The sequence below is a fragment of the Serratia sp. LSHTC3 genome, from assembly GCF_057197125.1.
Genome location: NZ_JBXUNP010000001.1, coordinates 664,360 through 688,419, shown reverse-complemented (window position 1 = coordinate 688,419; position 24,060 = coordinate 664,360). Strand labels below are relative to the sequence as shown.

At 63.2% G+C, this 24,060-nt stretch carries 22 protein-coding genes and 1 tRNA gene; 7 read left to right on the top strand and 16 right to left on the bottom strand.

Going from position 1 to position 24,060, the window contains the following annotated elements; genetic code table 11:
• Positions 1-3 precede the first annotated feature (3 nt).
• Positions 4-1,563: a TIGR04028 family ABC transporter substrate-binding protein gene (locus tag AC2CGI_RS03280; protein ID WP_240437455.1), complete on the bottom strand. Its 1,560-nt coding sequence runs from the start codon at positions 1,561-1,563 to the stop codon at positions 4-6.
• Positions 1,564-1,804: 241 nt separating this feature from the next.
• Here AC2CGI_RS03280 and AC2CGI_RS03275 point away from each other — a divergent pair, with 241 nt between their 5' ends.
• A complete protein-coding gene (locus AC2CGI_RS03275; protein ID WP_004940831.1) occupies positions 1,805-2,047 on the top strand; it encodes a hypothetical protein in 243 nt (80 codons plus the stop codon).
• A 9-nt stretch (positions 2,048-2,056) separates the two neighbouring features.
• Here the strand turns inward: AC2CGI_RS03275 and AC2CGI_RS03270 are convergent, their stop codons facing one another.
• Positions 2,057-2,689 carry an alanyl-tRNA editing protein gene (locus tag AC2CGI_RS03270; RefSeq protein WP_076740790.1) on the bottom strand — a complete coding sequence of 211 codons (633 nt, stop codon included), beginning with the start codon at positions 2,687-2,689 and terminating at the stop codon, positions 2,057-2,059.
• 86 nt (positions 2,690-2,775) lie between these two features.
• Here AC2CGI_RS03270 and AC2CGI_RS03265 point away from each other — a divergent pair, with 86 nt between their 5' ends.
• Complete coding sequence (locus AC2CGI_RS03265) at positions 2,776-3,711, top strand: LysR family transcriptional regulator (RefSeq protein ID WP_004940829.1); 936 nt, start codon at positions 2,776-2,778, stop codon at positions 3,709-3,711.
• Here AC2CGI_RS03265 and alkB read toward each other — a convergent pair.
• The gene (alkB, locus tag AC2CGI_RS03260) at positions 3,694-4,341 is read right to left on the bottom strand and encodes a DNA oxidative demethylase AlkB (protein ID WP_076740675.1); all 648 of its coding nucleotides are present in this window, start codon (positions 4,339-4,341) and stop codon (positions 3,694-3,696) included. The two genes, AC2CGI_RS03265 and alkB, sit on opposite strands and share 18 nt — an antisense overlap.
• 139 nt (positions 4,342-4,480) lie before the next feature.
• On the opposite strand from alkB, the gene rarD reads away from it, so the two are divergent.
• Positions 4,481-5,359 (top strand): EamA family transporter RarD, encoded by an 879-nt coding sequence (gene rarD / locus AC2CGI_RS03255; protein ID WP_076740674.1) that lies wholly within the window; start codon positions 4,481-4,483, stop codon positions 5,357-5,359.
• Between the two features lies 1 nt (position 5,360).
• Here rarD and dhbA read toward each other — a convergent pair whose 3' ends face one another.
• From dhbA to citC, 11 genes are all read right to left on the bottom strand, one after another.
• On the bottom strand, positions 5,361-6,119 hold the full coding sequence (dhbA, locus tag AC2CGI_RS03250) for a 2,3-dihydro-2,3-dihydroxybenzoate dehydrogenase (RefSeq protein ID WP_031300685.1): 759 nt from the start codon (positions 6,117-6,119) through the stop codon (positions 5,361-5,363).
• 100 nt (positions 6,120-6,219) lie between these two features.
• Positions 6,220-7,410 (bottom strand): isochorismate synthase, encoded by a 1,191-nt coding sequence (locus AC2CGI_RS03245; protein WP_015378432.1) that lies wholly within the window; start codon positions 7,408-7,410, stop codon positions 6,220-6,222.
• Between the two features lie 189 nt (positions 7,411-7,599).
• Entirely contained in the window at positions 7,600-8,292 is a 693-nt protein-coding gene (locus tag AC2CGI_RS03240; RefSeq protein ID WP_080497830.1) for a 4'-phosphopantetheinyl transferase family protein, read from the bottom strand.
• Positions 8,293-8,454: 162 nt separating this feature from the next.
• Entirely contained in the window at positions 8,455-9,684 is a 1,230-nt protein-coding gene (gene agp, locus AC2CGI_RS03235; RefSeq protein ID WP_076740672.1) for a bifunctional glucose-1-phosphatase/inositol phosphatase, read from the bottom strand.
• 146 nt (positions 9,685-9,830) lie between these two features.
• On the bottom strand, positions 9,831-11,294 hold the full coding sequence (locus tag AC2CGI_RS03230; protein ID WP_015378437.1) for an anion permease: 1,464 nt from the start codon (positions 11,292-11,294) through the stop codon (positions 9,831-9,833).
• 25 nt (positions 11,295-11,319) lie between these two features.
• Complete coding sequence (citG, locus tag AC2CGI_RS03225) at positions 11,320-12,204, bottom strand: triphosphoribosyl-dephospho-CoA synthase CitG (RefSeq protein WP_076740671.1); 885 nt, start codon at positions 12,202-12,204, stop codon at positions 11,320-11,322.
• Entirely contained in the window at positions 12,185-12,733 is a 549-nt protein-coding gene (gene citX / locus AC2CGI_RS03220; RefSeq protein ID WP_060436473.1) for a citrate lyase holo-[acyl-carrier protein] synthase, read from the bottom strand. The genes citG and citX overlap by 20 nt, the downstream gene beginning before the upstream one ends.
• A 3-nt stretch (positions 12,734-12,736) precedes the next feature.
• A complete protein-coding gene (citF, locus tag AC2CGI_RS03215) occupies positions 12,737-14,242 on the bottom strand; it encodes a citrate lyase subunit alpha (RefSeq protein ID WP_076740670.1) in 1,506 nt (501 codons plus the stop codon).
• The gene (gene citE, locus AC2CGI_RS03210) at positions 14,242-15,162 is read right to left on the bottom strand and encodes a citrate (pro-3S)-lyase subunit beta (RefSeq protein ID WP_015378441.1); all 921 of its coding nucleotides are present in this window, start codon (positions 15,160-15,162) and stop codon (positions 14,242-14,244) included. Before citE ends, citF begins: the two co-directional genes overlap by 1 nt.
• Positions 15,146-15,454 (bottom strand): citrate lyase acyl carrier protein, encoded by a 309-nt coding sequence (gene citD / locus AC2CGI_RS03205; RefSeq protein ID WP_004940811.1) that lies wholly within the window; start codon positions 15,452-15,454, stop codon positions 15,146-15,148. Before citD ends, citE begins: the two co-directional genes overlap by 17 nt.
• A complete protein-coding gene (citC, locus tag AC2CGI_RS03200; RefSeq protein ID WP_046896435.1) occupies positions 15,454-16,524 on the bottom strand; it encodes a [citrate (pro-3S)-lyase] ligase in 1,071 nt (356 codons plus the stop codon). The genes citD and citC overlap by 1 nt, the downstream gene beginning before the upstream one ends.
• 313 nt (positions 16,525-16,837) lie before the next feature.
• Between citC and dpiA the strand changes: the two genes are divergently transcribed.
• The 3 genes from dpiA (at position 16,838) to AC2CGI_RS03185 (ending at position 20,906) form a co-directional block, all read left to right on the top strand.
• A complete protein-coding gene (gene dpiA, locus AC2CGI_RS03195; protein ID WP_004940807.1) occupies positions 16,838-17,524 on the top strand; it encodes a two-component response regulator DpiA in 687 nt (228 codons plus the stop codon).
• 102 nt (positions 17,525-17,626) lie between these two features.
• Entirely contained in the window at positions 17,627-20,716 is a 3,090-nt protein-coding gene (locus AC2CGI_RS03190; protein WP_076740669.1) for a beta-galactosidase, read from the top strand.
• A gap of 114 nt (positions 20,717-20,830) precedes the next feature.
• Positions 20,831-20,906, top strand: a tRNA-Asn gene (locus tag AC2CGI_RS03185).
• Between the two features lie 94 nt (positions 20,907-21,000).
• Here AC2CGI_RS03185 and AC2CGI_RS03180 read toward each other — a convergent pair.
• Complete coding sequence (locus AC2CGI_RS03180) at positions 21,001-21,834, bottom strand: oxidoreductase (protein ID WP_004928681.1); 834 nt, start codon at positions 21,832-21,834, stop codon at positions 21,001-21,003.
• 105 nt (positions 21,835-21,939) lie between these two features.
• Here AC2CGI_RS03180 and AC2CGI_RS03175 point away from each other — a divergent pair, with 105 nt between their 5' ends.
• Positions 21,940-22,860 carry an AraC family transcriptional regulator gene (locus AC2CGI_RS03175; protein ID WP_015378444.1) on the top strand — a complete coding sequence of 307 codons (921 nt, stop codon included), beginning with the start codon at positions 21,940-21,942 and terminating at the stop codon, positions 22,858-22,860.
• A 195-nt stretch (positions 22,861-23,055) separates the two neighbouring features.
• On the opposite strand, the gene AC2CGI_RS03170 is transcribed toward AC2CGI_RS03175, so the two are convergent.
• Positions 23,056-24,042: an aldo/keto reductase gene (locus AC2CGI_RS03170; protein WP_015378445.1), complete on the bottom strand. Its 987-nt coding sequence runs from the start codon at positions 24,040-24,042 to the stop codon at positions 23,056-23,058.
• Positions 24,043-24,060 lie beyond the last annotated feature (18 nt).

Here is a 24,060-nt window from a genome sequence, read left to right as displayed (position 1 = left end):
CCCTTAATGTTTCTCTAACCAGGCGCCGTAGAAGCTCGGGCGACCGACCGCTTCGAAACTCACCCCCTTCAAATAAGGCGCACCAGCGAACACCTGCGGCTCCTCAAAAAACGGGATCACGTAGGCTTGGTCAATCAGGTAGTTTTGCGCCTCGCCGGCGATCTGCAGGCGTTGTTGCGCATCAACCTCGGAGGCAATGCCGAGCAGCAGGGCATTCAGCTTGTCATCGTTAAAGTTGCTGTTGCTGCTGGTGCCGCCCTTCTGCAGCAGCCCGTCGCGGTTGGTTGGGTAAAACTGACTTTTAATCACGTCCGGATCGGCGCGCCCCACCTCCACCACCGTCGCCGGGGTTTTCTGTGGGTCGAGATTATCCGCCACCCGGCTGCCGGCGTCGCCCGCCAGAATGTTCAGCCGCGCGCCGACTTTCCCCCACTGCTGAGAAACCAGCTGCAACACCGCCTTGTTCTGCGGCTGCGGCAACGATTCATACACCGTCAGCACCAGCTTCTTGCCGTCCTTTTCCCGCAGCCCGTCGCCGCCCTTTTTCCAACCCGCTTCATCCAACAGCCGGTTGGCCTGTTGCGGGTCAAATTTCAGCTTGTCGGACAGATCGACAAAGCCGGCGGCCGAGGAGGCGATCACCGATTTGGCCTGCGGGTAGTTGGCGGAGAACAGCGTATCGACGATCTGCTTGCTGTCGGTGGCATGCAGCAGCGCTTGACGCACGCGCAGATCGGCCACCAGCGGGTTATCCGGCCGGAAAGCGATGCTGTCGTTGACGCCGCGCGTCGGTGCGGCATAAATGATAAAGCCCTGATCCTGCGTTTGCTTCTCGTCATAGGCCTGGATCTGGCGGATAAAATCCGCCTGCCCGGCCTGCAGCGCACCGATGCGCACGCTGTCCTCGCCGGTGACGATCACCTTGATGCCGTCCAGATTGGCTCGCCCTTGTTGGGGCGATTTGACCGGCCCCCAGTCATAATCCTTACGGGCGCTAAGCTCGACCTCACGCCCCAGCGTTTCGCCGCTGACCACAAACGGACCGGAACCGATGATATGGCGCGCATCGCCCAGTTCGTCGTAGCTGCGGTTCAGCGTGCTGAGCGATACCAACCCGGAGCCGATAGTGGCGGTGCCCTGCAGGAAACCCGGCGACGATCGCGTGAAATGGAATTTAACCGTCAGCGGATCCACCACTTCACTGCGCTGGTAGTTATTGATCACCTCGGAAACCGGCAGGCGTTTCTCCTTGTTGCCCAGCCCGTAGGTGTCGAAGTTCTTCGCCACCGCGTTGGCGTCCAGTGGCGTGCCGTCGGAGAAAGTCACGCCGGGGCGCAGCTTGAAAGTGTATTCGGTTTTGTCGGCGTTGCTGCTCCAGGACTCGGCGATCCAGGGTTCAATCTCCAGCGTCTTGGGGTTCTGGTAAGTCAGCTTGTCGGTGATCTGATTGAGAATACCGCCGTTGGGGTAAAACCCGCCGGAAGGCGGATAAAGATTGGTGTGCGCCTGTTGTTCGAGGTAGATCAGCGTGCCGCCCTGCACCGCCGCCAACGCCGGGCTCATCGCCGCCGCCCCTCCTAACGCCACCGCTATTCCACCGGTTAATACCTTGAAAGAAAACTTAAACATTAGTGCCGCACCCATATTATTTCTGAAAGTTATGGGTTAGATAACAAACCAAATCGGCGGGGAATTGAACGAACTAATTTCGCTAACCAATGGTGTAAATCGCACAAGACGCGTCGCTTGGCGGCGAATGCAATCTGTTATAAAGTATCAAAACCTCAGCCAAAGGAAGACGACGATGAAAATCCAGCTGTCGCTGTTGTTTCTCAGCCTGCTGGCCGGCAAGGCCGCAGCGTTTCAGTCGAAAGTGCCCGAACCGCGCCCGGAGCAGGCGCGGGTGGCGGAACAAAACATCGAAAATCTGTTTTACGGCTTTCACGCCATGGACGCCCAGCCGGTGAGCATCGGCAGCTGCGCGGCGGTGCCGGTGGCGGGATGCCAATGCGCATTCTGCACCCAGCTGCGGCAGGCCGGGCGCTGAACCGCCCCCTTATTCACCCAGCTCATATTGCACGTTCAATTGCCCTTTCTTCATCTTTAGGCCGGTAATCGCGATCGCGCCCACCTCGCCCAGCGCGGCGACATGGGTGCCGCCACAGCCGTAGGCGGGCAGCTCGCCGAAGCCGACCTGGCGCAGGCCGTCCACCGCCTGCTGGCGGCGCGGCAGATCGGCGGCGATCAAACGCATCAGCTCCGCCTGCAAAAAGTCCGCTTCTATCGTCTGCGCATCCGCTCCCGGCGCGAAAGTGATGCGCCCTTCCCCCGGCCAATGATGCGCCTTGACCGGCCGCCAGCCCCGGGTTTCGCCCAACCAGCCGATCAGATGCCCAGCGGAGTGCCAGCGGGCGTGCAGCCGACGCTGCGCTTCATCGATTTGCATCGTCACCGGCCCGTTCGGCAGCGGCGCGGCGGTAAAGTGCACCACGGTATCCCCCTGCTGCTGCACCCGCAGCACGGTAACGTCGCCTAACGACCCCACATCGGAAGGTTGGCCGCCGCCCTGCGGGTGGAACAGCGTGGCGTCCAGTTCCACGGCGTAAGCGCCCGCCTCGGCCGGCGCACAGCTCAACACCCGCGCCTGGCCCTGTAAATCGTCGCTGTAGTAATAACGTCGCTCGGTCATCATTTTTTCTCCTCGGTTCGGAGAGCCATTATATTCATGTCATAATAGGAGCATAATCCGCCGCCATCACAATGGACTTTTGCGTCATGAGCACAAATCTTTCTTACGCGCTGTTGGCCGAAATGGCCGTTTTCGTTCAGGTGGTAGAGAGCGGCAGCTTTTCCGCCGCCGCCCGCAAGCTGGGCGCTTCGCCTTCCGCCGTCAGCCGCAGCGTGGCGAAGCTCGAACAGGCGTTGACGCTGCAGCTGCTGCACCGCACCACCCGCAAACTGCGGCTGAGCGAAAGCGGCGAAGAGGTGTTTGCGCATTGCCGCACCCTGCTGGCGGCGGCCGACGCGGTCATGGCGATCGGCGGGCGCGGCGCCGCGGAGCCCGAAGGGCTGGTCAGCGTCAGCGTACCCAAAGCGGTGGGCCGCTTCGTGCTGCATCCGCACATGCCGGAGTTCCTGCGCCGCTACCCGAAGGTGGACGTGAGGCTGCGGCTGGAAGATCGCTACATGGATTTGATAGACGATCGGGTCGATCTGGCGCTGCGCATTACCGATCGCCCCTCGCCCGGGTTGATCGGCCGCCAGTTGATGAGAATAGACCATCTGCTGTGCGCCACGCCGCACTACCTGGCGCAGCACGGCACACCGCAGCATCCGCACGATCTGGCGGCGCACAGCTGCATCTATCTGGGGGAAACGCCGAGCGACGCACAATGGAAATTCCGCCGCAGCGGCAAAACGGTGACGGTCAACGTGCGCGGCCGCTACGCCGCCAACCACACCGGCGTGCGGCTGGACGCGGTGAAACGCCATATCGGCATCGGCAGCCTGCCGTACTTTACCGCCCGCCAGGCGCTCGACGACGGCGAGATCGTGCAGGTGTTGCCGGAATGGGATTTTCTCAGCAGCTATCACGGCGGCCTGTGGTTGCTCTACGCGCCCAACCAGTATCTGCCGCCCAAACTGCGGGTGTTTATCGACTATCTCGTCGCCTGCCTGGCGCAGGAGCCGCAGCTAAAGCGCCTTGCGTAGCGTGATGTTGATGCGGTGCGGCCCCACCAGCGAGTGGTAGCCTTCCTTGACCGGCAGGATGCCGTGAAAACAGAGCCGAGATGGGCCGCCCCACACCACCACATCGCCGTGCGCCAGCGGAATGCGCCGCGCCCGGTCGCTGCGTTGCAGGCCACCGAACTGAAACACCGCCGGCAGCCCGAGCGACACCGAGACGATCGGCGCGCCGAAGTCGTGTTCGTCTTTATCCTGATGCAGCGACAGCTTGCTGCCCGGATCGTAACGGTTCATCAGGCAGGAATCCGGCACGAAGGGGCCGAAGCCCGCCTGCTGCGCAGCTTCGTCCGCCAGCGCCATCAGGATCGGCGGAATGGCCGGCCAGCGTTTGCCGCTGCGCGCGTCGCGTTCCGAATAGCGGTAGCCCCGGCTGTCGCTGGTCCAGCCGTTGCCGCACCAGCTCATCGCCACCGACATCACGTGCCCGCCGGGGGTGGTCAAATGCCGCCACGGCACCTGCGCCACCACGCCCTGCACCGCCGCCAGCAGTGCCGGCCCGTGATCGCGCACGAAGCCGTGCATCACCACCGCGCCGGGGGCGATCTCTTCGCGCCACGGCGGCAGCAGCGCGTCTTCAAAAAGATCGATTGTCATCGCCAAAACCTGTATGAATACACAGTACCCATTGTAACCCGCCGCCGCCGATTGTCCAGCGCCCGGCGGCGCCATTGTTGTTGGCGGCAAATTTCTCTACAGTAGCCGCCATAAAATCAATCACTCACCAGGAATGCGTGTGATTAAGGGCATCACTCTTTCAGTCGTCGCCTCCATCTTGTTCGGCGCGATGTATTACTTCACCTCTACCCTCACCCCGCTGAACGGCGAGCAGGTCTACGGCTGGCGCACGCTGCTGACGCTGCCGTTCCTGACGCTGTTCATGGCGCTGTCCGGCGATTGGCGCAAGGTGGGCGACACGCTGGCCTGGATCGGCCAACGGCCGCCGCGTCTGCTGGGCCTGCTGCTCACCTCGGCGCTGCTGGGGGTGCAGCTGTGGCTGTTCCTGTGGGCGCCGCTGCACGGCAAGGCGCTCGACGTATCGCTCGGTTATTTTCTGCTGCCGCTGACGATGGTGCTGGTGGGCCGTTTGATTTACCGCGATCGGCTGTCGCTGCTGCAAAAACTGGCGGTGGCATGCGCCATGGTGGGGGTGGGCAATGAGCTGTATCAGGCGGGTGGCGTGTCGTGGCCGACGCTGGTGGTGGCGCTGGGTTATCCGCTCTACTTTATTTTGCGGCGGCGTTTCGGCACCGACAATCTCGGCGGGCTGTGGTGCGAGCTGGCGCTGATGCTGCCGGCTGCGGCCTGGTTCGCCTTCGGCGACGGTGGCGCCGCGGCGTTGCAGATCAATGCCGAGCTGTATTGGCGCATTCCGCTGCTCGGCGTCATCAGCGCCGTGGCATTGGTGTGCTACATCCTCGCCAGCCGCCTGCTGCCGTTCAGCCTGTTCGGCCTGCTGAGCTATGTGGAACCGGTGCTGCTGGTGATCGTCGCGCTGCTGCTCGGCGAGAGCATCAGCCAAAGCGAGTGGCCAACCTATCTGGCGATCTGGCTGGCGGTGCTGCTGCTGGCGGCGGAAGGTGCGCAACACCTGCTGCGCCGCCAGCGGGTCTGACTCAGGCGGCCAGCGTGGCGCCGCCGTCGATCACGATATCCTGCATGGTGATGTGGCTGGCCAAGTCGGAGGCCAGGAACAACACCGCGTTGGCGATCTCGTCCGGGCGGGCGATTTTACCCAGCGGGATCCCCAGTTTGAACAGCTCGGGGAAGCCGGCGATGGTGCGCTGCTGTGCATCGTCGGTCTGCCACATGCCGCGCTGCATCGGCGTGTCGGTCGAGCCCGGCGACACCAGATTGCAGCGCACGCCGAACGGCGCCATCTCCAGCCCCACGCAGTGGTTCAGGCTGGTCAGCGCCGCCTTGGAGGCGCAGTAGGCCGCCATCTGCGCGCGCGGCACGTGCGCGGCGTTGGAGCCGATGCTGACGATCGCCCCGCTGCGCTGCGCCTTGAAGTGCGGCAGCACGGCGCGGAACAGGTAAAACGCCCCCGAGGCGTTGACGTTGATGCACTGGTGCCAGTCATCCACGCTCAGATCTTCGGTATTGCCCATGCGCAAAATGCCGGCGGCGTTGACCAACACGTCCAGTCGCGGGTTCTCCGCCAGCTGTTGGCGGCACACCGCCTCCACCTGCTCCGGCCGGCTGATGTCCAGCGTCACGCAAGGGTAAGGCAGATCCGGGTTGGCGAACTCGCGGTCAAACCCCACCACCTCGGCGCCCTGCGTCAAAAAATGCCGGGCGATCTGCTCGCCGATGCCGCGCGCCGCGCCGGTCACCCACACGCGTTTGCCGGTGAAATCCATCTGAATGCTCATGCGCGCACCGCCATCCGGGCGCACAGCCGGGTCATGTTGTTGTTCATCGTTGTCTCCTGCGAAAAGCATATGATGCGGCGTGCTGCGCCGCAAAGTGGCCCTACAGCGCGCCGCTGTTCAGGCCGAAAGCGTTGAGCATGGTGCCCAGTTTGGCGGCGGTTTCCATCCACTCGGACTGCGGCGTCGAGGCGGCGACGATCCCCGCGCCGGCGAACAGCCGCACCCGGTTGCCGCGCAGCAGGCCGCTGCGGATGACGATCGCCCACTCGCCGTCGCCGTTGGCGTCGCACCAGCCGACGATGCCGCTGAACAGGCCGCGATCGTGCGGCTCCAGATCGGCGATCAGCTGGCGGGCGCTCTCGGTCGGGAAGCCGCACAGCGCCGGCGTCGGATGCAGCAGGCAGGCCAGCTGCATCACGTTGAGCGCCGGATTCAGCAACTCGCCGCGAATGCGGGTGGACAGGTGCCACATGGTGCCGGTGCTGAGCAGCGACGGGCCGCTCGGCACGCTCAGGCTGGCGCACAGCGGCGCCAGGCGCCGACGAATGTCGTCGATCACCAGTTTGTGTTCGTATTTGTCTTTGGTCGAGCGCATCAGGCGCTCGCTGCCGAGGCGATCCTGCCGCGCATCGTCCTGACGGCGCGCCGACCCCGCCAGCGGATTGGTGTGGATCTCGCCGCCCTGCTTGCGGATCAGCAGCTCCGGGCTGGCGCCGAGCAGCACGCCGCCATCGGCCAGCGGCAGGGAGAAGTGGTATCCGGTCGGGTTCTGCACCATCAGGTTATTGAGGATTTGGTGGCCCGCCACCGGCTGCTCCAGCTCGATGTCGAGGATGCGCGACAGCACCGCCTTGTCCAGCTTGCCTTGTTTGAAGCGGCTGACCGCTTCCGCCACCGCGTGCTTGAAGCGCGGCTCGTCCGGAATGCTGGTGCAGGCGACCAGGCGATGCGGCTGTTGCAGCATCGGGCGCGCGGCGCGGGTAAAGCTGTCGTTGGCGACAAACTGGCAGTTTTCAGGCACGTACAGGCTGGAAGGCCGGCGCGTATCGAACGGAATGGCGCCCACCACCACCGGTGCCGCCTGGCCGGCGGCTTTGGCGCGCGCCAACGCCTGGCGGATATGCTGCGCCAGCGCGCTGTCTTCCTGCTCGCCGCCGAACGCCGGCGTCTCAATGCGCTCGAACACGCCGCTGGCGGAGAGGGAACGGAATTCGGACCGGTACAAAAAGGTCGATTGTTCGGCGTACGCAAACCCGGGGAAGGTTTGGTTTTCTGTCGTCAGTGTCGCCACAAGACCACTCCTTTGTTGCGCCTCACCAATGATAATGTTTATGCGAATAGTTATCATTAGCTGTAAAGGGATGGTAAATTACACCGGTTCCCCACCGTGGGTCAATCTCCGATGAATGAATCTTTCCGCCCGCTGCGTCAAATCCGCGTTACGGCACGGAAAGAAATAACACATTGTTATTATTGTATTTTAGCAAAAAATAAAGGTCGTGACGTCGTCACCTTCACGCCAAAAATGCCCGCTGAACCGGCGCCCGGCGGCGCAATGCGGCGTCAATGTCTTAAGCAGCTCTAATACGAACGTCTGCCGCTGCACATCCACGGCCGTCATGCGCGCATCAAGAAAATCGAAGTAACAACGCACCTGCGGATACAGCGCCTTAAACAGGCTCTCTTTGGCGGAAAACGTCAGCGTCAGCAGCGCGTTGAACGGCAGCGGTTCGCCCAGCAACGCCTCGCGCTCCGCCGGTGAAACGATCGCCCCCCACAGCTCCTCAGCTCGCTCCACGGACAGCAACGTCTCCACGTCCAGCCCAACGCCGCCCAGCCCGCTCTCGCGGTGCACGGCGCACAGCGCGGTATGCGAATTATGGCTCAACGCCCCGGCAATGCCCGGCGGCCACTGCGGCGCGCGGTCTTCGCCGCGCGCCAGGATGAAATCGGCGAAACCGAGTGGCGCCAGCAGCTGGCGCGCCAGAACACGCCCGGCCAAATACTCCGCGCGGCGTTTCGGCACCGCGCGCGCCAGATGGTCCGGCAACGTAAAACCTGCCTCGGGATAACTCTCGTCGCGGTAATCCTCCAGCGCAAACTGGCAGCGCGCCACCTGGCCCGGATAACCGTCCGGCGTGAAAAATTCGATATTGCGGATAAAAGTGGGCAACGGCGGTATCCATGATAAGCAGGCAGGCTGATGATGTTAGCCCCCGAAACGGCCTGCAACAATGACCCTGGGCAAAATAAATGGCGTTAAGTCCCGCGCGGCGGCGCGTTGGACGAAGTGGGGAAAATGCCTCTCCCCCGCATTCGGGAGAGAGGCCGGGCATTACAAGATGCCTTTCATGGTCTTCTCGAAATCGCTCCAGGCGCAGAAGCCGTCTTTATCGATCGGGCAGCCTTTCAGCGCCAGCGTCACGCGCTGCGGCGGGGTTTGCAGCGTCAGCGGCGTCGCCTTGCGCAGCTGTTCGGTGGACTGATAGACGTACTCGATCTTCAGCAATTCACGGCTGTTCTGCGCGTCGCGCCAGCGCTGGAACACCAGCTTGCCGCCGATCGGCGTTTTCTCGTACTGCTGCGGCAGCTGATACGGCTGGAACTGCATGGCCGACAGCAACGAGGCGATATTGGAATCGTGGCCGACCAGCACCGTCAGCTTCGGCGCGTCCGGTTTGCGCTCGCCGAGCAGCGCGTTGTTGATGTAGGTCAGCAGCGGCTTGGCGACGTTCTGCGCCACCACCGGCGAGGTGAACAGCGAATCCTGATAGCCGTCTTTCAGCTGCGCCAGCTGTTTCCACTGATGCGGGGTAGCGATTTTGCCCCAGGCCACCTCTTTCATCGGGAAACCTTCGTAGTACTGCAGCATAAAGGCGTCCACCAGTGAGTTGCCCACCCGCAGCGGGCCGGAGACGCCCGGCTCTTTGCCCGGCACCGCGCTCATCACGCTGGCTTCTTTGGTCAGATCGCAGTGTTTGTCGGTCTTGCAGGCGGCGGAATCCTTGTAATCGATGATCTTCGCCAGCTGTTGATAAGAGGCGTCCAGCTTCAGCGATCCCAGCGCGGCGTTCATCGCCGCCAGCGCCTGCTGGTTGAAGGCTTCGCCGGTGTCGGTGATGATCGGGTTGAAGGTCGGATCCATCTCGCCCATCTTGTCCTGATGGTGCACGCTGACGTCGCAGCCCGGGAACGCGCCGTTGCTGAAGAACTGCGCGGTGGCCACCGTGCGCTGCAGGCTGTTGGCGTAGACGTACACGCTGCCGGCGGTCGGGCAGCCCTCTTGCGGCAACAGGCCGGTCTGCTTCAGCCAGGCGTTGAAATAGTGCCCCATATACACTTCCAGCACCCCGCCCTTGGTGGTCAGCTGGCCGCCCGGCGTTTCCCAGGCCGGCCAGGCCTTCGGCGTGGACTGCGCCAGCACGCTGCCGTTGTTGGCCAGCGGCGCGCGCAGGTTATGGCGGCTCATCACCAGCACCTGTTCCAGTTGATAACCGCCGGCGTCCGCCAGCGCGTTCCCGGTGAATAACAAGGGCAGGCACAGCAATAACGTTTTTTTTCTCATCCGCAGAGGCTCCCGGAAAATGATTATTTTTAAGGTGTTAGCGTTTGCCTGAGTATGATGGCGGGGTTAGTGTGACAAGTGTGTGACAGGGTTCACGGGAAAAGATCGTACCAGCGGCCGCCGGGCGGCGGCCGCTGTGCGTCAACTCAGTACCACAGGCTCATGATCGGCCAGCCGATCAGCAGCAGCGCGGCGATGTACACCACGCCGAGAATGCCGCCCAGGCGCCAGTAGTCTTTCGATTTCACGTAGCCGCAGCCGTAGATGATCACCCCCGGCCCGGTGGCGTACGGCGTCAGCACGCCCATGATGCCGATCGACAGCACCAGCAGCATCGACAGCTGCTCCATCGGCACGCCCGGCAACCCTTTGCCGACCGCCAGGATCACCGGCAGCATGGTGGCGGTGTGCGCCGACAGGCTGGCGAACAGGTAGTGGGCGAAGTAGAACACCAGCACCAGCGCCACCACCGTCATGTTCGGCGAGAAGCCGTCCAGATGGGTGCTCATGGTCTGGGCGAACCAGTCGATAAAGCCGGAGCGCGTCAGGCCGTTGGCCATCACCACCAGCGTCGCCAGGTTAACCAGCGTATTCCAGGCGCTGGAATATTTGGTGATTTCTTTCCACGACACCACGTGCAGCGCCAGCATCAGCGACACCGCCAACAGGCACACCGCGGTGGCGTCCAGCACCTTGCCGCCGAACACCCACAGGCACAGGCTGAGCAGCACCAGGCCGATAAGCGTGTATTCCTTGCGCGTCAGCTTGCCCATTTCCCCCAGCGCGGTATCCGCCCAGGCGGCCACTTCGCTGCTGTGGGTCACGCCCGGTTTGTACAGGTAATAGGAAATCAGCGGCGCGATGATCAGCAACAGCAGACCGACCGGCAGGAACGCCAGGAACCACTGCATCCAGCTGATGTGCACCCCGGCGATCTTGCCGACGAACTCGATGCCCAGCACGTTCGGCGCGGCGCCGGTGACGAACATCGAGGAGCTGATGCTGGTGCCGACCACCATCATCCACATCAGGTAACCACCGATGCGGCGCGAGGAGGGATCGTTAGGGAAGGAATCGAACAGCGGCGGCAGGTTTTTCACCACCGGGAACACCGTGCCGCCGGTGCGCGCGGTGTTGGACGGCGTGAACGGCGCCAGCAGGATATCGATGATCACCACCGCATAGCCCAGCGTCAGCGTGCGCTTGCCCATGAATTTCACCAGGAACAGCGCGATGCGCCGCCCCAGCCCGGTGGCCTCGTAGCCCAGCGCAAAAATAAAGGCGCCGAACACCAGCCAGACGGTGGTACTGGAGAAGCCCGCCAGCCCCCATTTCAGCGCCTCTTTACCGGCTTTGAAGCCCGGCTCCGCCAGTTCCTGCGCGCCGAACAGCACCCAGTTGGCGCTCAGCACGCTGACGGTCACCGCGATAAAACTGATGGCGGTGGCCGGGATCGGCTCCAGAATCATGCCGACGATCATCGCCACGAAGATGGCGAAGTAGTGCCACGCCTGCGGCGGCATGCCGTCGGGCACCGGTATCAATAACAGGATCGCGAGCACCGCCAGCGGCGCTATCGCTTTCCAGATCTTTTCCTGGGTTTGGGACATAGGGACTCTCCTGAAGGCTTGGTTATTATTCTTGGGCACCCAGCTGCGCCAGCAGCCAGGTCACTATCAACAGGTCGGCGCTGCCGCCGGGGCTGAGGTTGCGGGCAATGCAGTCGGCATCGAAGCGCCGCAGGCGCGCCAGGCCCGCCTCCCCGGCCGAGCCGCCCTGCGCCAGCAGCAACGCCGCCCGGCGCCGCAGCCAGCGCAGCCCTTGCAGGCCGCCGCGCGAGGCGACGTTGGTGTCACCGTTGTGGGCCATCAGCCACAGCAGACTGTCCAGCAGCGCCCGCTGTTCGTCGCCGTCAGCGGCCAACCGTTGCCGATACAGCGGCAGCGCGCCGTCCAGCACCAGCCGAAAACCGGCCTCCGCCTCGCCGCGCGCGCCGCTGAGGCCGTAGGCCGCGAACAGCCGCTGGCCGGCGGTCTGCCCGGCGTTGTTGCGCCGCAGCTCGCGGTCCACCAATCCTCGGCACATCGCCGCCGTTTCGGCGCACAGCGCCGCTGCGCCGATGGCGCGCCCCTGCTGCTGCAGGCGGCCAAAGGCGGCGCACAGCAACCCGAGCGAGAACACGCTGCCCTTGTGGGTGTTAATGCCGCCGGTGGCGCGAAACATCTGGTTTTCGCAGGCCAGGCCGAGCGGCCGCAGCCGCGCCAGCTGCTGTTCTGCCGGCAGAGCCGCGTCTTCGCGCCCGCGTTGGATAAAGCGCGGCAGCCACACGCCGATAGCGCGGGCGCTACGGTAAAAATGCCCGAGATCCATATCGCGGTGGGCGCCGGTGTTATGGCGATCCACCAGCCCCGGCTTGGGCGTGAGGTTGACTTCCACCAGCAGCGCGCGAAAGGCGGCGCGGGCGAAGTCGCAGGCCGGTTCGGCACGGCGGGCGGGCAGGTTAATCGGCAGAGATCGCATCGTTGAACATCCTTTCCATTTCATGCAGCAGCTGCTCGCTGCTGTGCCGCCGCTGGCGGGCGCAGATCTTGGCCGGTTGGCCACACAGCAGGCAGCGCCGTTCCGGCAGGCCGATGTCGCGGCGCGACAAAATGCGCCCCTGCGTATCCAGCACGTCGATGTCCCACAGCCGGCCGATCGGGCGGCTCACCTCCAGCTGCATGGCGCAATCTTTCACCCGCTGGGCGTCGGCGCGCAGCGCCACAAACCCTTCGCAGCCGGTGGCGAGCGCCAGCGCCTCGGCCTGCGGGCTGGGCCAGCCCTGTTCGGCGCACAGCCGCAGCAGCGCCGCCCACCCGAGGTTGAAGATGCCGCGCGTCAGCGCGCTGTCCTTCACCGGGCCGGGCACCACCAGCGTCAGCACCAGCAGCGTGCACTGGTGCTGCGCCAGCCACGCCTGCTGGCGCGCCTGGCGGCATTCGCGGCTGGTGAGCAGCTCCGGCAGGCTGACCGCGCGTTCGGCGGCCAGTTGAGGATCGACGGCGGCCATCGGTTACTCCGCCACCTGATGCACCACGTCGATCACCGAACCGTCGCGGTAGCGCACCACAGCCACCACCTTGTCGGTAAAGGCGATCGGCTGCGGTTCACCGGTCAGCTGCAGCGCGCGGGCGCGCAGCCAGTCGATGCTCACCACCTCGAGCCCGGCCTCCCGCAGGCGCTGCGCCAGCTCCGGCCGCGCCGGGTTGACGGCGATGCCGTGGTCGGTCACCAGAATGTCGATGCTGGAGCCCGGCGTGACGCAGGTGGTCACCTGCTCCACCAGCGTCGGGATGCGCCCGCGCACCAGCGGCGCGACGATGATCGCCAGCCGCGCGGCGGCGGCGGTGTCGCAGTGGCCGCCGGACGCGCCGCGCAGCACGCCGTCGGAGCCGGTCAGCACGTTAACGTTGAAGCCGGTGTCGATTTCCAGCGCGCTCAGCACCACCACGTCGAGCCGATCGACTGAGGCGCCCTTGGAGCTGAAGTTGGCGTACTGGTTGGCGCTGATTTCGATATGGCGCGGGTTGCGCGCCAGCGAGGTCGCCGCCGCCCGATCGAAGCTCTGCACGTCCAGCAGCTTGCCGATCAGCCCTTTCTCGTGCAGATCCACCATGGTCGAGGTGATGCCGCCGAGGGCGAACGCGGCGCGAATGCCGCGGGCGCGCATCTTGTCCTCCAGGAACCGGGTCACCGCCAGCGAGGCGCCGCCGGTACCGGTTTGCAGCGAGAACCCTTCGGTGAAGTAGCCGGAACCGGCGATCACCTCAGCGGCGCGGCGGGCGATCAGCAGCTCGCGCGGGTTCGAAGTCATGCGCGTGGCGTCGGCGCCGATCTTGTCGGCGTCGCCCACCCGCTCCAGCTGCACGATCAGATCCACCCGATCCTGCGCCAGGCTGGCGGGATGATGCGGATACGGCACCAGCTGCTCGGTCAGCAGCACCACGGTGCCCGCCGCCTCGGCGTCCACACGCGCATAGCCGAGCGAGCCGCAGCAGGCTTCACCGCTGTAGCCGTTGGCGTTGCCGAACTCATCGCAGGCCGGCACGCCGAGGAAGGCCACGTCTATCTGCAGCTCGCCGGATTCGATCAGGTTGACCCGGCCGCCGTGCGAATGAATTTGCACCGGCTCCGCCAGCAGCCCGCGCGAAACGGCGTCCGCCAGCGGGCCGCGCAGCCCGGAGGTGTAAATGCGGCTCACCACGCCGTGGCGGATATGCTCAACCAACGGCGCATGGCAGTCGGTCAGCGAGCTGGAGGCCAGCGTCAGGTTGCGGAACCCCATCGCCGCCAGCGTCTCCATCACCTGATTGAGCGTCAAATCACCACCGCGAAACGCATGGTGGAAGGAAATGGTCATGCCGTCCTGCAGTCCGCTGCGGCGCACCGCTTCCTGCAAGGAGTCGCACAGCTTGAGATCGCGCGGTTTGCGCGCCTGCAGGTTGGCTTTGGACACGTCCTGATAACCCGGCAGATCCGCCGGGTTGGCGAAGGTCATCAATCGTTGTTGGCGGTTCATCATGCTTCCTCCCCGTGCTGCGCCGGTTCTTCCCGTAAGCCGGACAGCGCGGCGCGCTCCAGCACCAGCCGGGCGCGTTCAATCACCGGGCTGTCGACCATTTTTCCGTTCAGCGACACCACGCCGCGCCCCTCCCGCTCCGCCGCTTCGGCGGCGTCCACCACCCGCTGCGCGTGCGTCACCTCTTTGGCGGTCGGCGCGTACAGGTTGTGCAGCAGCTCAATCTGGCGCGGGTTGATCAGCGATTTGCCGTCGAAGCCGAGCTGTTTGATCAGCGCCGCCTCCTGCAGGAAACCGGCCTCGTTGTTGGCGTCGGAGTAGACGGTGTCGAACGCCTGAATGCCGGCGGCGCGCGCCGCCTGCAGCAGCGAGCAGCGGGCGAACAGCAGCTCGATGCCTTCCGGCGAGCGTTCGGTGCGCAGATTGCGTACATAGTCTTCCGCCCCCAGCGCGATGCCGATAAGACGCGGCGAAGCGTGCGCGATCGCCACCGCGTTGGTGATGCCCTGCGCCGATTCGATCGCCGCCAGCAGCCCGGTGCTGCCGACCGGCCGGCCGCAGGCCGCTTCGATGGCGGCAATCTCGCGCTCCATGTCGATAACGTCCTGCGCGCTGTCGGTCTTCGGCAGGCGCACGATATCCGCGCCGCCGCGCACCACCGCCTGCAAATCCGCCAGGCCGTAGGCGGAGTCGAGCGCATTGACGCGCACGATGGTTTCCACCTCCTGGTACAGCGGGTGCTGCAGCGCGTGGTACACCAGCCGGCGCGCCGCGTCTTTTTCACGCAGGATCACCGAGTCTTCCAGGTCGAACATCAGCGCATCGGCCTGATAGATAAAGGCGTTGCTGACCATCGCCGCGTTGGCGCCGGGAACGAACAGCATGCTGCGGCGCAGCCGGGTTTTATTCAGCGTTTTCATCTTTCGCCTCCCACGGCAGTTGGCCGCCCTCGCAGGCGCGCATCAGCGCGGTTTCCAGCCGGGCGCGCAGCACGCAGTCCAGCGCCCCTTTGTCGTCGACGATCACCTGCACCGGCTCCACCTCATAACGCTGCAGCACCTCCAGCAGGGTGCGGCGGATAGCCGCACCGAACTGTTTTTCCACGCTGCTGGCGATCAGCAGATCGTGCTGCGGCCCCTCGGCGGGCGCGATGCGCACCATGACATCGCTGGATTCCAGCGTGCCGGCCATTGCTTCTCGGATAATTTTCATCATTCACCTGATTGTGCGGACTCAAAAGGATGCGGGGCCGTCTTGGCCCGGCGCTGCGTTTGCAGATCCTGCAGGTAGTACAGGGTGTCCGGCGGCACCAGCGGCGCGGCGGCGTGGAAGTCCCCCGCCGCCAGCAGCTTGCGCACCCAGGAGGCGGAGATCGCCGTGCCCTGATATTGCAAACGCTCGATTTCCACCAGCGCGATCGGCGGGCTGGGCAGCGCCGGCGTTTCCAGCCAGTAGCGCATGTCGCGGTTGTATTTCGCGGTCACCGCGCAGAACGGCTCGTTGCCGACGAAGCGGTGCGTAATGCCCAGCGCGGGCGCCAGATACTGGCGGAAGATCTTCAGATCGATTTCGGTGTAACAGTCGTCGGCCACGCCCTGGTCCTTGATGAAGTAACAGGGGAAGGTGGCGCGCGAGATCACGTACTGCGAGCCTTCGTGTACCGTGAGGTTGGGGATGTCGGCAGTGCCGGCCAGCACCAGCCGGCGCCGGTCTTCATAGCTGAAGCGCGAGGTATTTTCCTTCACCAGAAACAGGTGCAGCCAGTCACAGCGCTTGGCCGCCTGACGCACCAGATACTGGTGCCCGCGGGTAAAGGGGTTGGCGTTCATCACGATGCTGCCGATGGTGTCGCCCGGCCGACGTTGGCTCGCCAGTTGGGCGGCGTAGCGTTTCAGGCGGCACGGGCTGTTTTCCATCAGCACCACGATGCCCGGCACGGTGGCAATCGGGTAGAAACCGCACTGGCGAAACAGCGGCTCGTTCTGCACCTTGGTGTAGATAAACAGCTGGGTGTGATGGCGCTCATAGGCCAGGTTCACCAGCTCGGTCGCCAGCGCCAGCGCCAAGCCTTCGCCGCGCATCAGCGGGCTGATGGCGACGCATTTGATAATATTGTCGGCGATGCCGCCGCAGGCGACCAATTTGTCGTGCTGGGTAACGGTAATAAATATTTCAACCGTGGTATCGATATTCAGATCGTTACTGCGCAAGAAGGCGCTTATTTCTGAAATCGCTTTATGATCCGATCGCTTTACCCGATTAAATACGGCATCGCCTAACATAACACGCTCTCTGGGTTAACTGGCAAACAACAAATGAAATACAAAAATGCATTTTAATTAACATCAGAAATGGCAATTAAAACCTTAAAAACCATGAAGATAAAATCACCCTCTCGTTCAATAAACCCATGGTAAGCAGAAAAAAAACGCGGATTATTGACCTATTTCACAAACCGATCCCGGTTAATAAGTTATTTAATGTTCTTTATTTGCTTAATTAATCTTATGGTGTTTATTATTGAGATAATCTTTATTTGGCGCCGCAATTCACTTACATTCACTTAGCATTTTTATTGCAATTACGGGTCGCACTATGGAATGGCTGAACATCCTGATCGTTGAAGACGAAACGCCGCTGGCGGAGATGCACGCGGAGTTTATCCGCCAGAACGGCGGCTGCCGCCAGATTTGGCTGGCCGGCACGCTGGCGCAGGCGCGCGCCATGACCGAACGCTTCAAGCCGGACCTGATCCTGCTGGACAACTTTCTGCCCGACGGCCAGGGCATCACCCTGCTGCGCGAACTGACGCTGAGCGGGTATCGTGGCGGCATCGTGTTCATCACCGCCGCCAGCGACATGGCCACCGTGGCCGAGGCGTTGCGCTACGGCGTGTTCGACTACCTGATCAAACCGCTGGCCTATGACCGGCTGAGCCAGACGCTGCAGCGCTTCAGCCAGCGCCGCGAAGCGCTGAAAGACAAGGCGCGCCTTAACCAGCGCCGCATCGACGAGATGTTCAACACCTACGCCCGCGGCGAACAGCAGGCGGCGCTGCCCGCCGGCATCGACGAGCTGACGCTCGGCAAGATCCGCGCGCTGTTCGCCGAGCCCGCCGCGCGCCACACCGCTGAAAGCGTTGCGCAAAAAATGGGGCTCAGCCGCACCACCGCGCGCCGTTATCTGGAGTTTTGCACCGCCGCGCAGCAGCTGCGCGCCGAGATCATTTACGGCAAGGTGGGCCGCCCACAGCGGATCTACCGTGCCGGCGAGCCGCATTAGCGGTTATTTGATCGCCCTTGCAAGGTTGCGTGTAACCGCTTTACTTTTTATGCGCCGGTCAGCATCTTGGTGAGCATCACCTAGCCGACTGGACGATCGCCGATGCCCGCTGAACCCCTAGCTTCCCTGTCCGAGATCCTCGCCCGCCGTGACTGGCAAAACCCCGCCTGCACCCACTACCGCCGGCTGGACGCCCACCCGCCGTTCGCCAGCTGGCGCACGGTGGAAGACGCGCGCGACGATGCCCCCAGCGCCAGCCGCCGGTCGCTGAACGGCGAGTGGCGTTTCAGCTATTTCCCGCGCCCAGAGGCGGCGCCGGAGAGCTGGCTGCAGCAAGATCTGCCGGACGCCGCCCCGCTGGCGGTGCCGGGCAACTGGCAGCTCGCCGGCTACGACGCGCCAATCTACACCAACGTGCGCTACCCGTTCCCGGTCGATCCGCCACGCGTGCCGGAAGACAACCCGACCGGCTGCTACTCGCGCGCCTTCAGCGTCGATCCGGCCTGGCTGGCCACCGGCCAGACGCGCGTCATCTTCGACGGCGTCAACTCGGCGTTCTATTTATGGTGCAACGGCCACTGGGTCGGCTATTCGCAGGACAGCCGCCTGCCGGCGGAGTTCGATCTCAGCCCGTGGCTGCAGCCGGGTGAAAACCGGCTGGCGGTGATGGTGCTACGCTGGTGCGACGGCAGCTATCTCGAAGATCAGGACATGTGGCGCATGAGCGGCATCTTCCGCGACGTCAGCCTGCTGCACAAACCCGCCGCGCACCTGGGCGATGTGCGCATCACCACCCCGCTGCATGACGGCTTTACCCGCGGCGAACTGGTGGTGACGGCGCGCGCCAGCCGGCCCGGCCCGCTGCTGGTGCAGGTGCAGCTGTGGCGCGATGGTGCGCGGGTGGCCGAGCGCACCCAGCCGCTCGGCGGCGAGATCGTGGACGAACGCGGCGCCTATGACGATCGCGTCACGCTGCGCCTGCCGGTGGAACGCCCGGCGCTGTGGAGCGCCGAAACGCCCGCGCTGTATCGCGCCACCGTCGCCCTGCTCTCCCCCGAGGGGGAGATTATCGAGGTGGAAGCCTATGACGTCGGCTTCCGCCAGGTGGAAATCAGCGGCGGGCTGTTGAAGCTTAACGGGCAGCCGCTGCTGATCCGCGGCGTTAACCGCCACGAGCATCATCCGCGCCACGGCCAGGTGATGGACGAAGCGACGATGCGCCACGACATCCTGCTGATGAAGCAGCACAACTTCAACGCGGTGCGCTGCTCGCATTATCCCAACCACCCGCTGTGGTATCGGCTGTGCGATCGCTACGGGCTGTACGTGGTGGACGAAGCCAATATCGAGACCCACGGCATGCAGCCGATGAACCGCCTGGCTGACGATCCGCTGTGGCTGCCGGCGATGAGCGAGCGCGTCACCCGCATGGTGCAACGCGATCGCAACCACCCTTGCATCATTATCTGGTCGCTGGGCAACGAGTCCGGCCACGGCGTGAACCACGACGCGCTGTACCGCTGGGTGAAAAGCCAGGATCCGACCCGCCCGGTGCAATATGAAGGCGGCGGCGCCGACACCGCCGCCACCGACATCATCTGCCCGATGTATGCGCGGGTGGATCAGGATCAGCCGTTCCCGGCGGTGCCCAAATGGGCGATCGGCAAGTGGATCGGCCTGCCGGAGGAGCCGCGCCCGCTGATCCTGTGCGAATACGCCCATGCGATGGGCAACAGCTTCGGCGGCTTTGAGCGCTACTGGCGCGCGTTCCACGCACATCCGCGCCTGCAGGGCGGCTTTGTCTGGGACTGGGTCGATCAGGCGCTGATCAAGCGCGACGAGCGCGGCGAAGAGTTCTGGGCCTACGGCGGCGACTTCGGCGATACCCCCAACGATCGCCAGTTCTGCCTGAACGGGCTGGTGTTCGCGGATCGCACCCCGCACCCGGCGCTGTTCGAAGCGCAGCGGGCGCAGCAGCTGTTCCGCTTCACCTTCGACGCCGCCTCGCTGACGCTGACCGTCACCAGCGATTACCTGTTCCGCCACACCGACAACGAACAGCTCAACTGGCGGCTGGAGCTGGACGGCGTGGAGCGCGCCAGCGGCAGCCTCGATCTGACATTGCCGCCACAGGGCAGCGCCCGCTTTACCCTGCTCGACCGCCTGCCGATGCTGCATCAGCCCGGCGAGTTGTGGCTGAACGTGGAGGTGGTGCAACCGCAGGCCACCGACTGGTCCGAAGCGCACCACCGCTGCGCCTGGGATCAGTGGCGGGTGCCACGCGCGCTGCATCCCGCGCCGCCGCCGGCGCAGGGCGTGCCGCCCACGCTGATTGAAGACGATCAGGGGCTGACCCTCACCCACGGCGACCAGCGTTGGCGCTTCGAGCGCAGCAGCGGCCACCTGACGCAGTGGTGGCAGAATGAGCAGCCGCAGCTGCTGACGCCGCTGCGCGACGGCTTTGCGCGCGCGCCGATCGACAACGACATCGGCGTCAGCGAGGCGGACCATATCGATCCCAACGCCTGGGTCGAACGCTGGAAGCTGGCGGGCCTGTACCGGCTGGAGGAGCGCTGCGTGCGGCTGCAGGCGGATGCGCTGCAAAACGGCGTGCGGGTGGTGAGCGAACACCAGTTCGGCGTGGACGGGCAGATTTTGCTGATTAGCCGCAAGCAGTGGCTGTTCGACGCGCTGGGCGCGGTGAGCGTGAATGTGGAGGTCGAGGTGGCCGACGCCCTGCCGCCGCCGGCGCGCATCGGCCTGAACTGCCAACTGGCGACGGTGCAGCCGCAGGCGGAATGGCTGGGTCTGGGCCCGCACGAGAACTACCCTGATCGCCGCCTGGCCGCGCAGCATGGGCGCTGGCGCCTGCCGCTGGCGGATCTGCACACGCCGTATATTTTCCCCGGCGAGAACGGCCTGCGCTGCGACACCCGCAGCCTGCGCTACGGCGGCTGGCGCATCGACGGCCGCTTCCACTTCTCGCTCAGCCGCTACGGCCTGCAACAGCTGATGGCCTGCAGCCACCAGCATCTGCTGCAGCCGGAAGCAGGCACCTGGCTGCACTTGGACGGCTTCCACATGGGGGTGGGCGGCGACGACTCCTGGAGCCCGAGCGTGCACCGGGATTACCTGCTCACCGACGGCGTTTACCGCTATCAGCTGCGCCTGCAGCGAGCGCCAGAGGGCTAAATCTGCCAAAAAACTCAACGGGTTGCGCATTCTGTAAGCAAACAGTCACAGAATGTGTAATCCGCCTTTGACATGCCGACGACGCCTCGCTATTATTCGCCCCGTTCACACGATTCCTCTGTAGTTCAGTCGGTAGAACGGCGGACTGTTAATCCGTATGTCACTGGTTCGAGTCCAGTCAGAGGAGCCATATTTAGAGAAGCCCGCTCAGGGAAACCTGAGCGGGCTTTTTGCTGTTGGGCGGCTATGCTCGAGTATCCCCGACACTCTCTACCCGAAACCGGTCAGCCATCCGTTGAACGGGTAAGTTTCTCCCATTGTTCAATTTCCTGACCTAACGCCTCGAGCTTTTGCCGCACCAAACTTAATGCGTCACTGCCTAACAACAGATGCGTGGGTGGGTTCCGGCTCTCAATCACTGCCAGCATGGCGTGAGCCGCCTTAATCGGATCGCCGAGTTGCTTACCGCTTTTTTCCTGACGCGCCTGACGAACAGGTTCAAATAACGCGTCATAGTCCGGGAGACGGCGAGGGCTGCGCACCATTGAACGCCCGGCCCAGTCCGTTCGAAACGAGCCGGGCGCTACTGCGGTCACGTAGATGTTGAACGGGTCAAGCTCTTTACTTAACGTTTCTGATATCCCTTCCAGTGCAAATTTGCTGCCACAGTAATAGCTGATACCGGGCAAGGTAATGAAGCTGCCCATTGAGGTAATATTGATAATGTGGCCGCGACGGCGCTGGCGCATGCCCGGTAGCACGGCTTTGATCATCGCCACCGCGCCAAACACATTGACGTCAAACTGGCGGCGCAGCTCTGCAAGCGGGGACTCTTCCAGAATGCCTTCGTGGCCGTAACCGGCATTGTTCACCAGCACATCTATCGGACCGACGGCGGACTCAATCTCTCCAACCACCTCATCAATACGCTCAACGTCCGTGACATCAAGCAGATAGCCAAAAGCCCGCTGCGTATCGAGCGCGCCGAAAGCCTGCAGTGCTTCGCTGTTGCGCACCGTCCCTACAACCCGATGCCCTACGGCGAGAGCTTCCCGCGCCAGCGCCTGGCCAAAGCCACTGCTGACGCCGGTGATTAAAATCGTTTTTGCAGATGCCATAAAAAGAACTCCCATGAACCATGAAGGTTGCATGGTATTCTCTGCTCTGCCGCATTTTTAGGCCGTATCTTCTCTTTTTCTTGCCTGATTTTATGAGGTGGTGGGATGTCCGACATGATTGCCCTGATGAATAGACTTGCGGTGCAAGAGGGATACAACCTCACTGCCCTACCTGATGTGCGAATTTTGCGTTCCGATCGCCCGCTTGCCAGAACGCCGGTGCTTTACGATCCGGGGATCGTGATTGTCTGCCAGGGCAGCAAACGCGGTTATTTCGGTCAACAAACCTATTTATATGATGAGCAGCACTACCTGGCGGTTTCGGTGCCGGTGCCGTTTGTGATGGAAACCGACGCGTCGGCAGCACATCCGCTGCTGGCGATTTATATGCATCTGGATTTTCAGCTTGCCGCTGAACTGATGTTGCAGATTGAACAGCATGGCGCCCCGCATCCTCCCGTCGCACCGCAAAGCATGATGTCGAGCCCGATGGACGACAGGGTAAAAATGGCCGTTCTTCGCTTACTTGACGTCCTGACCAACCCGCTTGAGGCGGCGATCCTCGGCCCGGCGCGGGTGCGTGAGCTTTATTTTCGCGTGCTGACAGGCGCACAGGGCAACGCAATGCGTGCCGCTCTGGCCTTGCAGGGCCAGTTTGGCAAAATCGGTAAAGCGTTGCAGCACATCCATGCCGCTTACGCGGAGCCGTTAACGCTGACGCAGCTGGCGATGGGGGCCGGCATGAGCGTGCCGACCTTTCATAGCCATTTCAAAGCGATAACGCAGATGCCGCCGATGCAGTATGTGAAATCGGTACGCCTGCACCAGGCACGGATGCTGATGGTGCGCCAACAAATCACCGCCGCCGCCGCGAGTTACGCCGTTGGCTATGAAAGCCCATCGCAATTTAATCGAGAATTCAAACGTCTGTTTGGCCTACCACCGGCAGAGGAGATAAAACGCATGCAGCGTCACTTCGCCATTCCGCCCGCGCAGCCTGCCTCGGTATTTGTTTCATCGCACTGAGGCTTATGTGGTCAGGCGAACGATAGTCCGCTTCTGGCGCCAGGCGGATCGGCACTTGGGGAGAAAGTCCGCTATGAGCGAGAGCGGACATCAAAGTATTAAAGCAAAGAACAACATCTTCAGGTGATAAATAAATTTGACTGAAATAACGTACTTACCGACCCGAAGGCCGGTCATTGTTAACACGGATAACGGTTACCATGCGTAGGCTTCAGGGGCTTCCCCACCCGGTCCCGGCCAGATGGTATCCAGTCTTTTGAGCGTATCGCCTGAAAGGGACAACGTCAGGGCATTGAGATTCTGACGGAGCTGTTCAGCTGTGCGCGGACCACTGAGCACAGCGGTAACCACGGGGTTCTGCAACAGCCAGGCCAACGCCACGTCTGAGGGCGCCTCCCCCAGCTCATCACACAGCGTTTCCCAGGCCTCCAGTTGCGGCCGCAAGCGATTGATTTGTGCCTGCAGCTGCGGTGTTGCCCGGCGGCCATCGGCAATTTTTTTCAGCACGCCACCCAGCATCCCCATCCCGACCGGGCTCCAGGGGATCAGGCCAATGCCGTAATGGCGCAGTGCCGGAATGACTTCAAGCTCAACCGTGCGCTGGGTCAGGTTGTAAAGGCTCTGTTCCGATGCCAGCCCCAGCAGGTTGCGCGCATCAGCCGTGCACTGTGCGGTGGCAATATCCCAGCCGGCAAAGTTACTGCTGCCCACGTAGCTGATTTTACCCTCACGGATCAGCTGTTCCATGGCCTGCCAGATTTCCTCCCAGGGGGTGTTCCGGTCGATATGGTGCATCTGGTAGAGATCGATATGGTCCGTTTTCAGTCTTTTCAGACTGGCCTCACAGGCCCGGCGAATATGGTAAGCGGACAGATATTTGTCATTCGGGCCCGTATCCATCGGCTGGTAAACTTTCGTGGCCAGCACGATTCGGTCACGCAGGCCACTGCGCGCCAACCAGTTACCGATGATTTCTTCGGATGTCCCGTACCCCTTTGCCATATCCGGTGACTGCGGTCCGCCATAGACGTCAGCGGTATCGAAAAAGTTGATACCCGCATCCACGGCTTCATCCATGATCCTGAAGCTGGCCGGCTCATCCGTCAGCTCACCGAAATTCATGGTACCGAGACCGATGCGGCTCACCCGCAGGCCGGTACGACCCAGATGTTTATAGTTCATGTCAGATGCTCCTTAACT

What these genes read in the sequence shown, in the direction of transcription:
- AC2CGI_RS03280 (WP_240437455.1), bottom strand. Translation starts at nt 1,563, where the DNA reads ATGAGCCCGGCGTTGGCGGCGGTGCAGGGCGGCACGCTGATCTACCTC.
- AC2CGI_RS03275 (WP_004940831.1), top strand. Translation starts at nt 1,805, where the DNA reads ATGAAAATCCAGCTGTCGCTGTTGTTTCTCAGCCTGCTGGCCGGCAAG.
- AC2CGI_RS03270 (WP_076740790.1), bottom strand. Translation starts at nt 2,689, where the DNA reads ATGACCGAGCGACGTTATTACTACAGCGACGATTTACAGGGCCAGGCG.
- AC2CGI_RS03265 (WP_004940829.1), top strand. Translation starts at nt 2,776, where the DNA reads ATGAGCACAAATCTTTCTTACGCGCTGTTGGCCGAAATGGCCGTTTTC.
- alkB (WP_076740675.1), bottom strand. Translation starts at nt 4,341, where the DNA reads ATGACAATCGATCTTTTTGAAGACGCGCTGCTGCCGCCGTGGCGCGAA.
- dhbA (WP_031300685.1), bottom strand. Translation starts at nt 6,119, where the DNA reads ATGAGCATTCAGATGGATTTCACCGGCAAACGCGTGTGGGTGACCGGC.
- agp (WP_076740672.1), bottom strand. Translation starts at nt 9,684, where the DNA reads ATGAGAAAAAAAACGTTATTGCTGTGCCTGCCCTTGTTATTCACCGGG.
- AC2CGI_RS03230 (WP_015378437.1), bottom strand. Translation starts at nt 11,294, where the DNA reads ATGTCCCAAACCCAGGAAAAGATCTGGAAAGCGATAGCGCCGCTGGCG.
- citG (WP_076740671.1), bottom strand. Translation starts at nt 12,204, where the DNA reads ATGCGATCTCTGCCGATTAACCTGCCCGCCCGCCGTGCCGAACCGGCC.
- citX (WP_060436473.1), bottom strand. Translation starts at nt 12,733, where the DNA reads ATGGCCGCCGTCGATCCTCAACTGGCCGCCGAACGCGCGGTCAGCCTG.
- citF (WP_076740670.1), bottom strand. Translation starts at nt 14,242, where the DNA reads ATGAACCGCCAACAACGATTGATGACCTTCGCCAACCCGGCGGATCTG.
- citE (WP_015378441.1), bottom strand. Translation starts at nt 15,162, where the DNA reads ATGAAAACGCTGAATAAAACCCGGCTGCGCCGCAGCATGCTGTTCGTT.
- citD (WP_004940811.1), bottom strand. Translation starts at nt 15,454, where the DNA reads ATGAAAATTATCCGAGAAGCAATGGCCGGCACGCTGGAATCCAGCGAT.
- citC (WP_046896435.1), bottom strand. Translation starts at nt 16,524, where the DNA reads ATGTTAGGCGATGCCGTATTTAATCGGGTAAAGCGATCGGATCATAAA.
- dpiA (WP_004940807.1), top strand. Translation starts at nt 16,838, where the DNA reads ATGGAATGGCTGAACATCCTGATCGTTGAAGACGAAACGCCGCTGGCG.
- AC2CGI_RS03190 (WP_076740669.1), top strand. Translation starts at nt 17,627, where the DNA reads ATGCCCGCTGAACCCCTAGCTTCCCTGTCCGAGATCCTCGCCCGCCGT.
- AC2CGI_RS03180 (WP_004928681.1), bottom strand. Translation starts at nt 21,834, where the DNA reads ATGGCATCTGCAAAAACGATTTTAATCACCGGCGTCAGCAGTGGCTTT.
- AC2CGI_RS03175 (WP_015378444.1), top strand. Translation starts at nt 21,940, where the DNA reads ATGTCCGACATGATTGCCCTGATGAATAGACTTGCGGTGCAAGAGGGA.
- AC2CGI_RS03170 (WP_015378445.1), bottom strand. Translation starts at nt 24,042, where the DNA reads ATGAACTATAAACATCTGGGTCGTACCGGCCTGCGGGTGAGCCGCATC.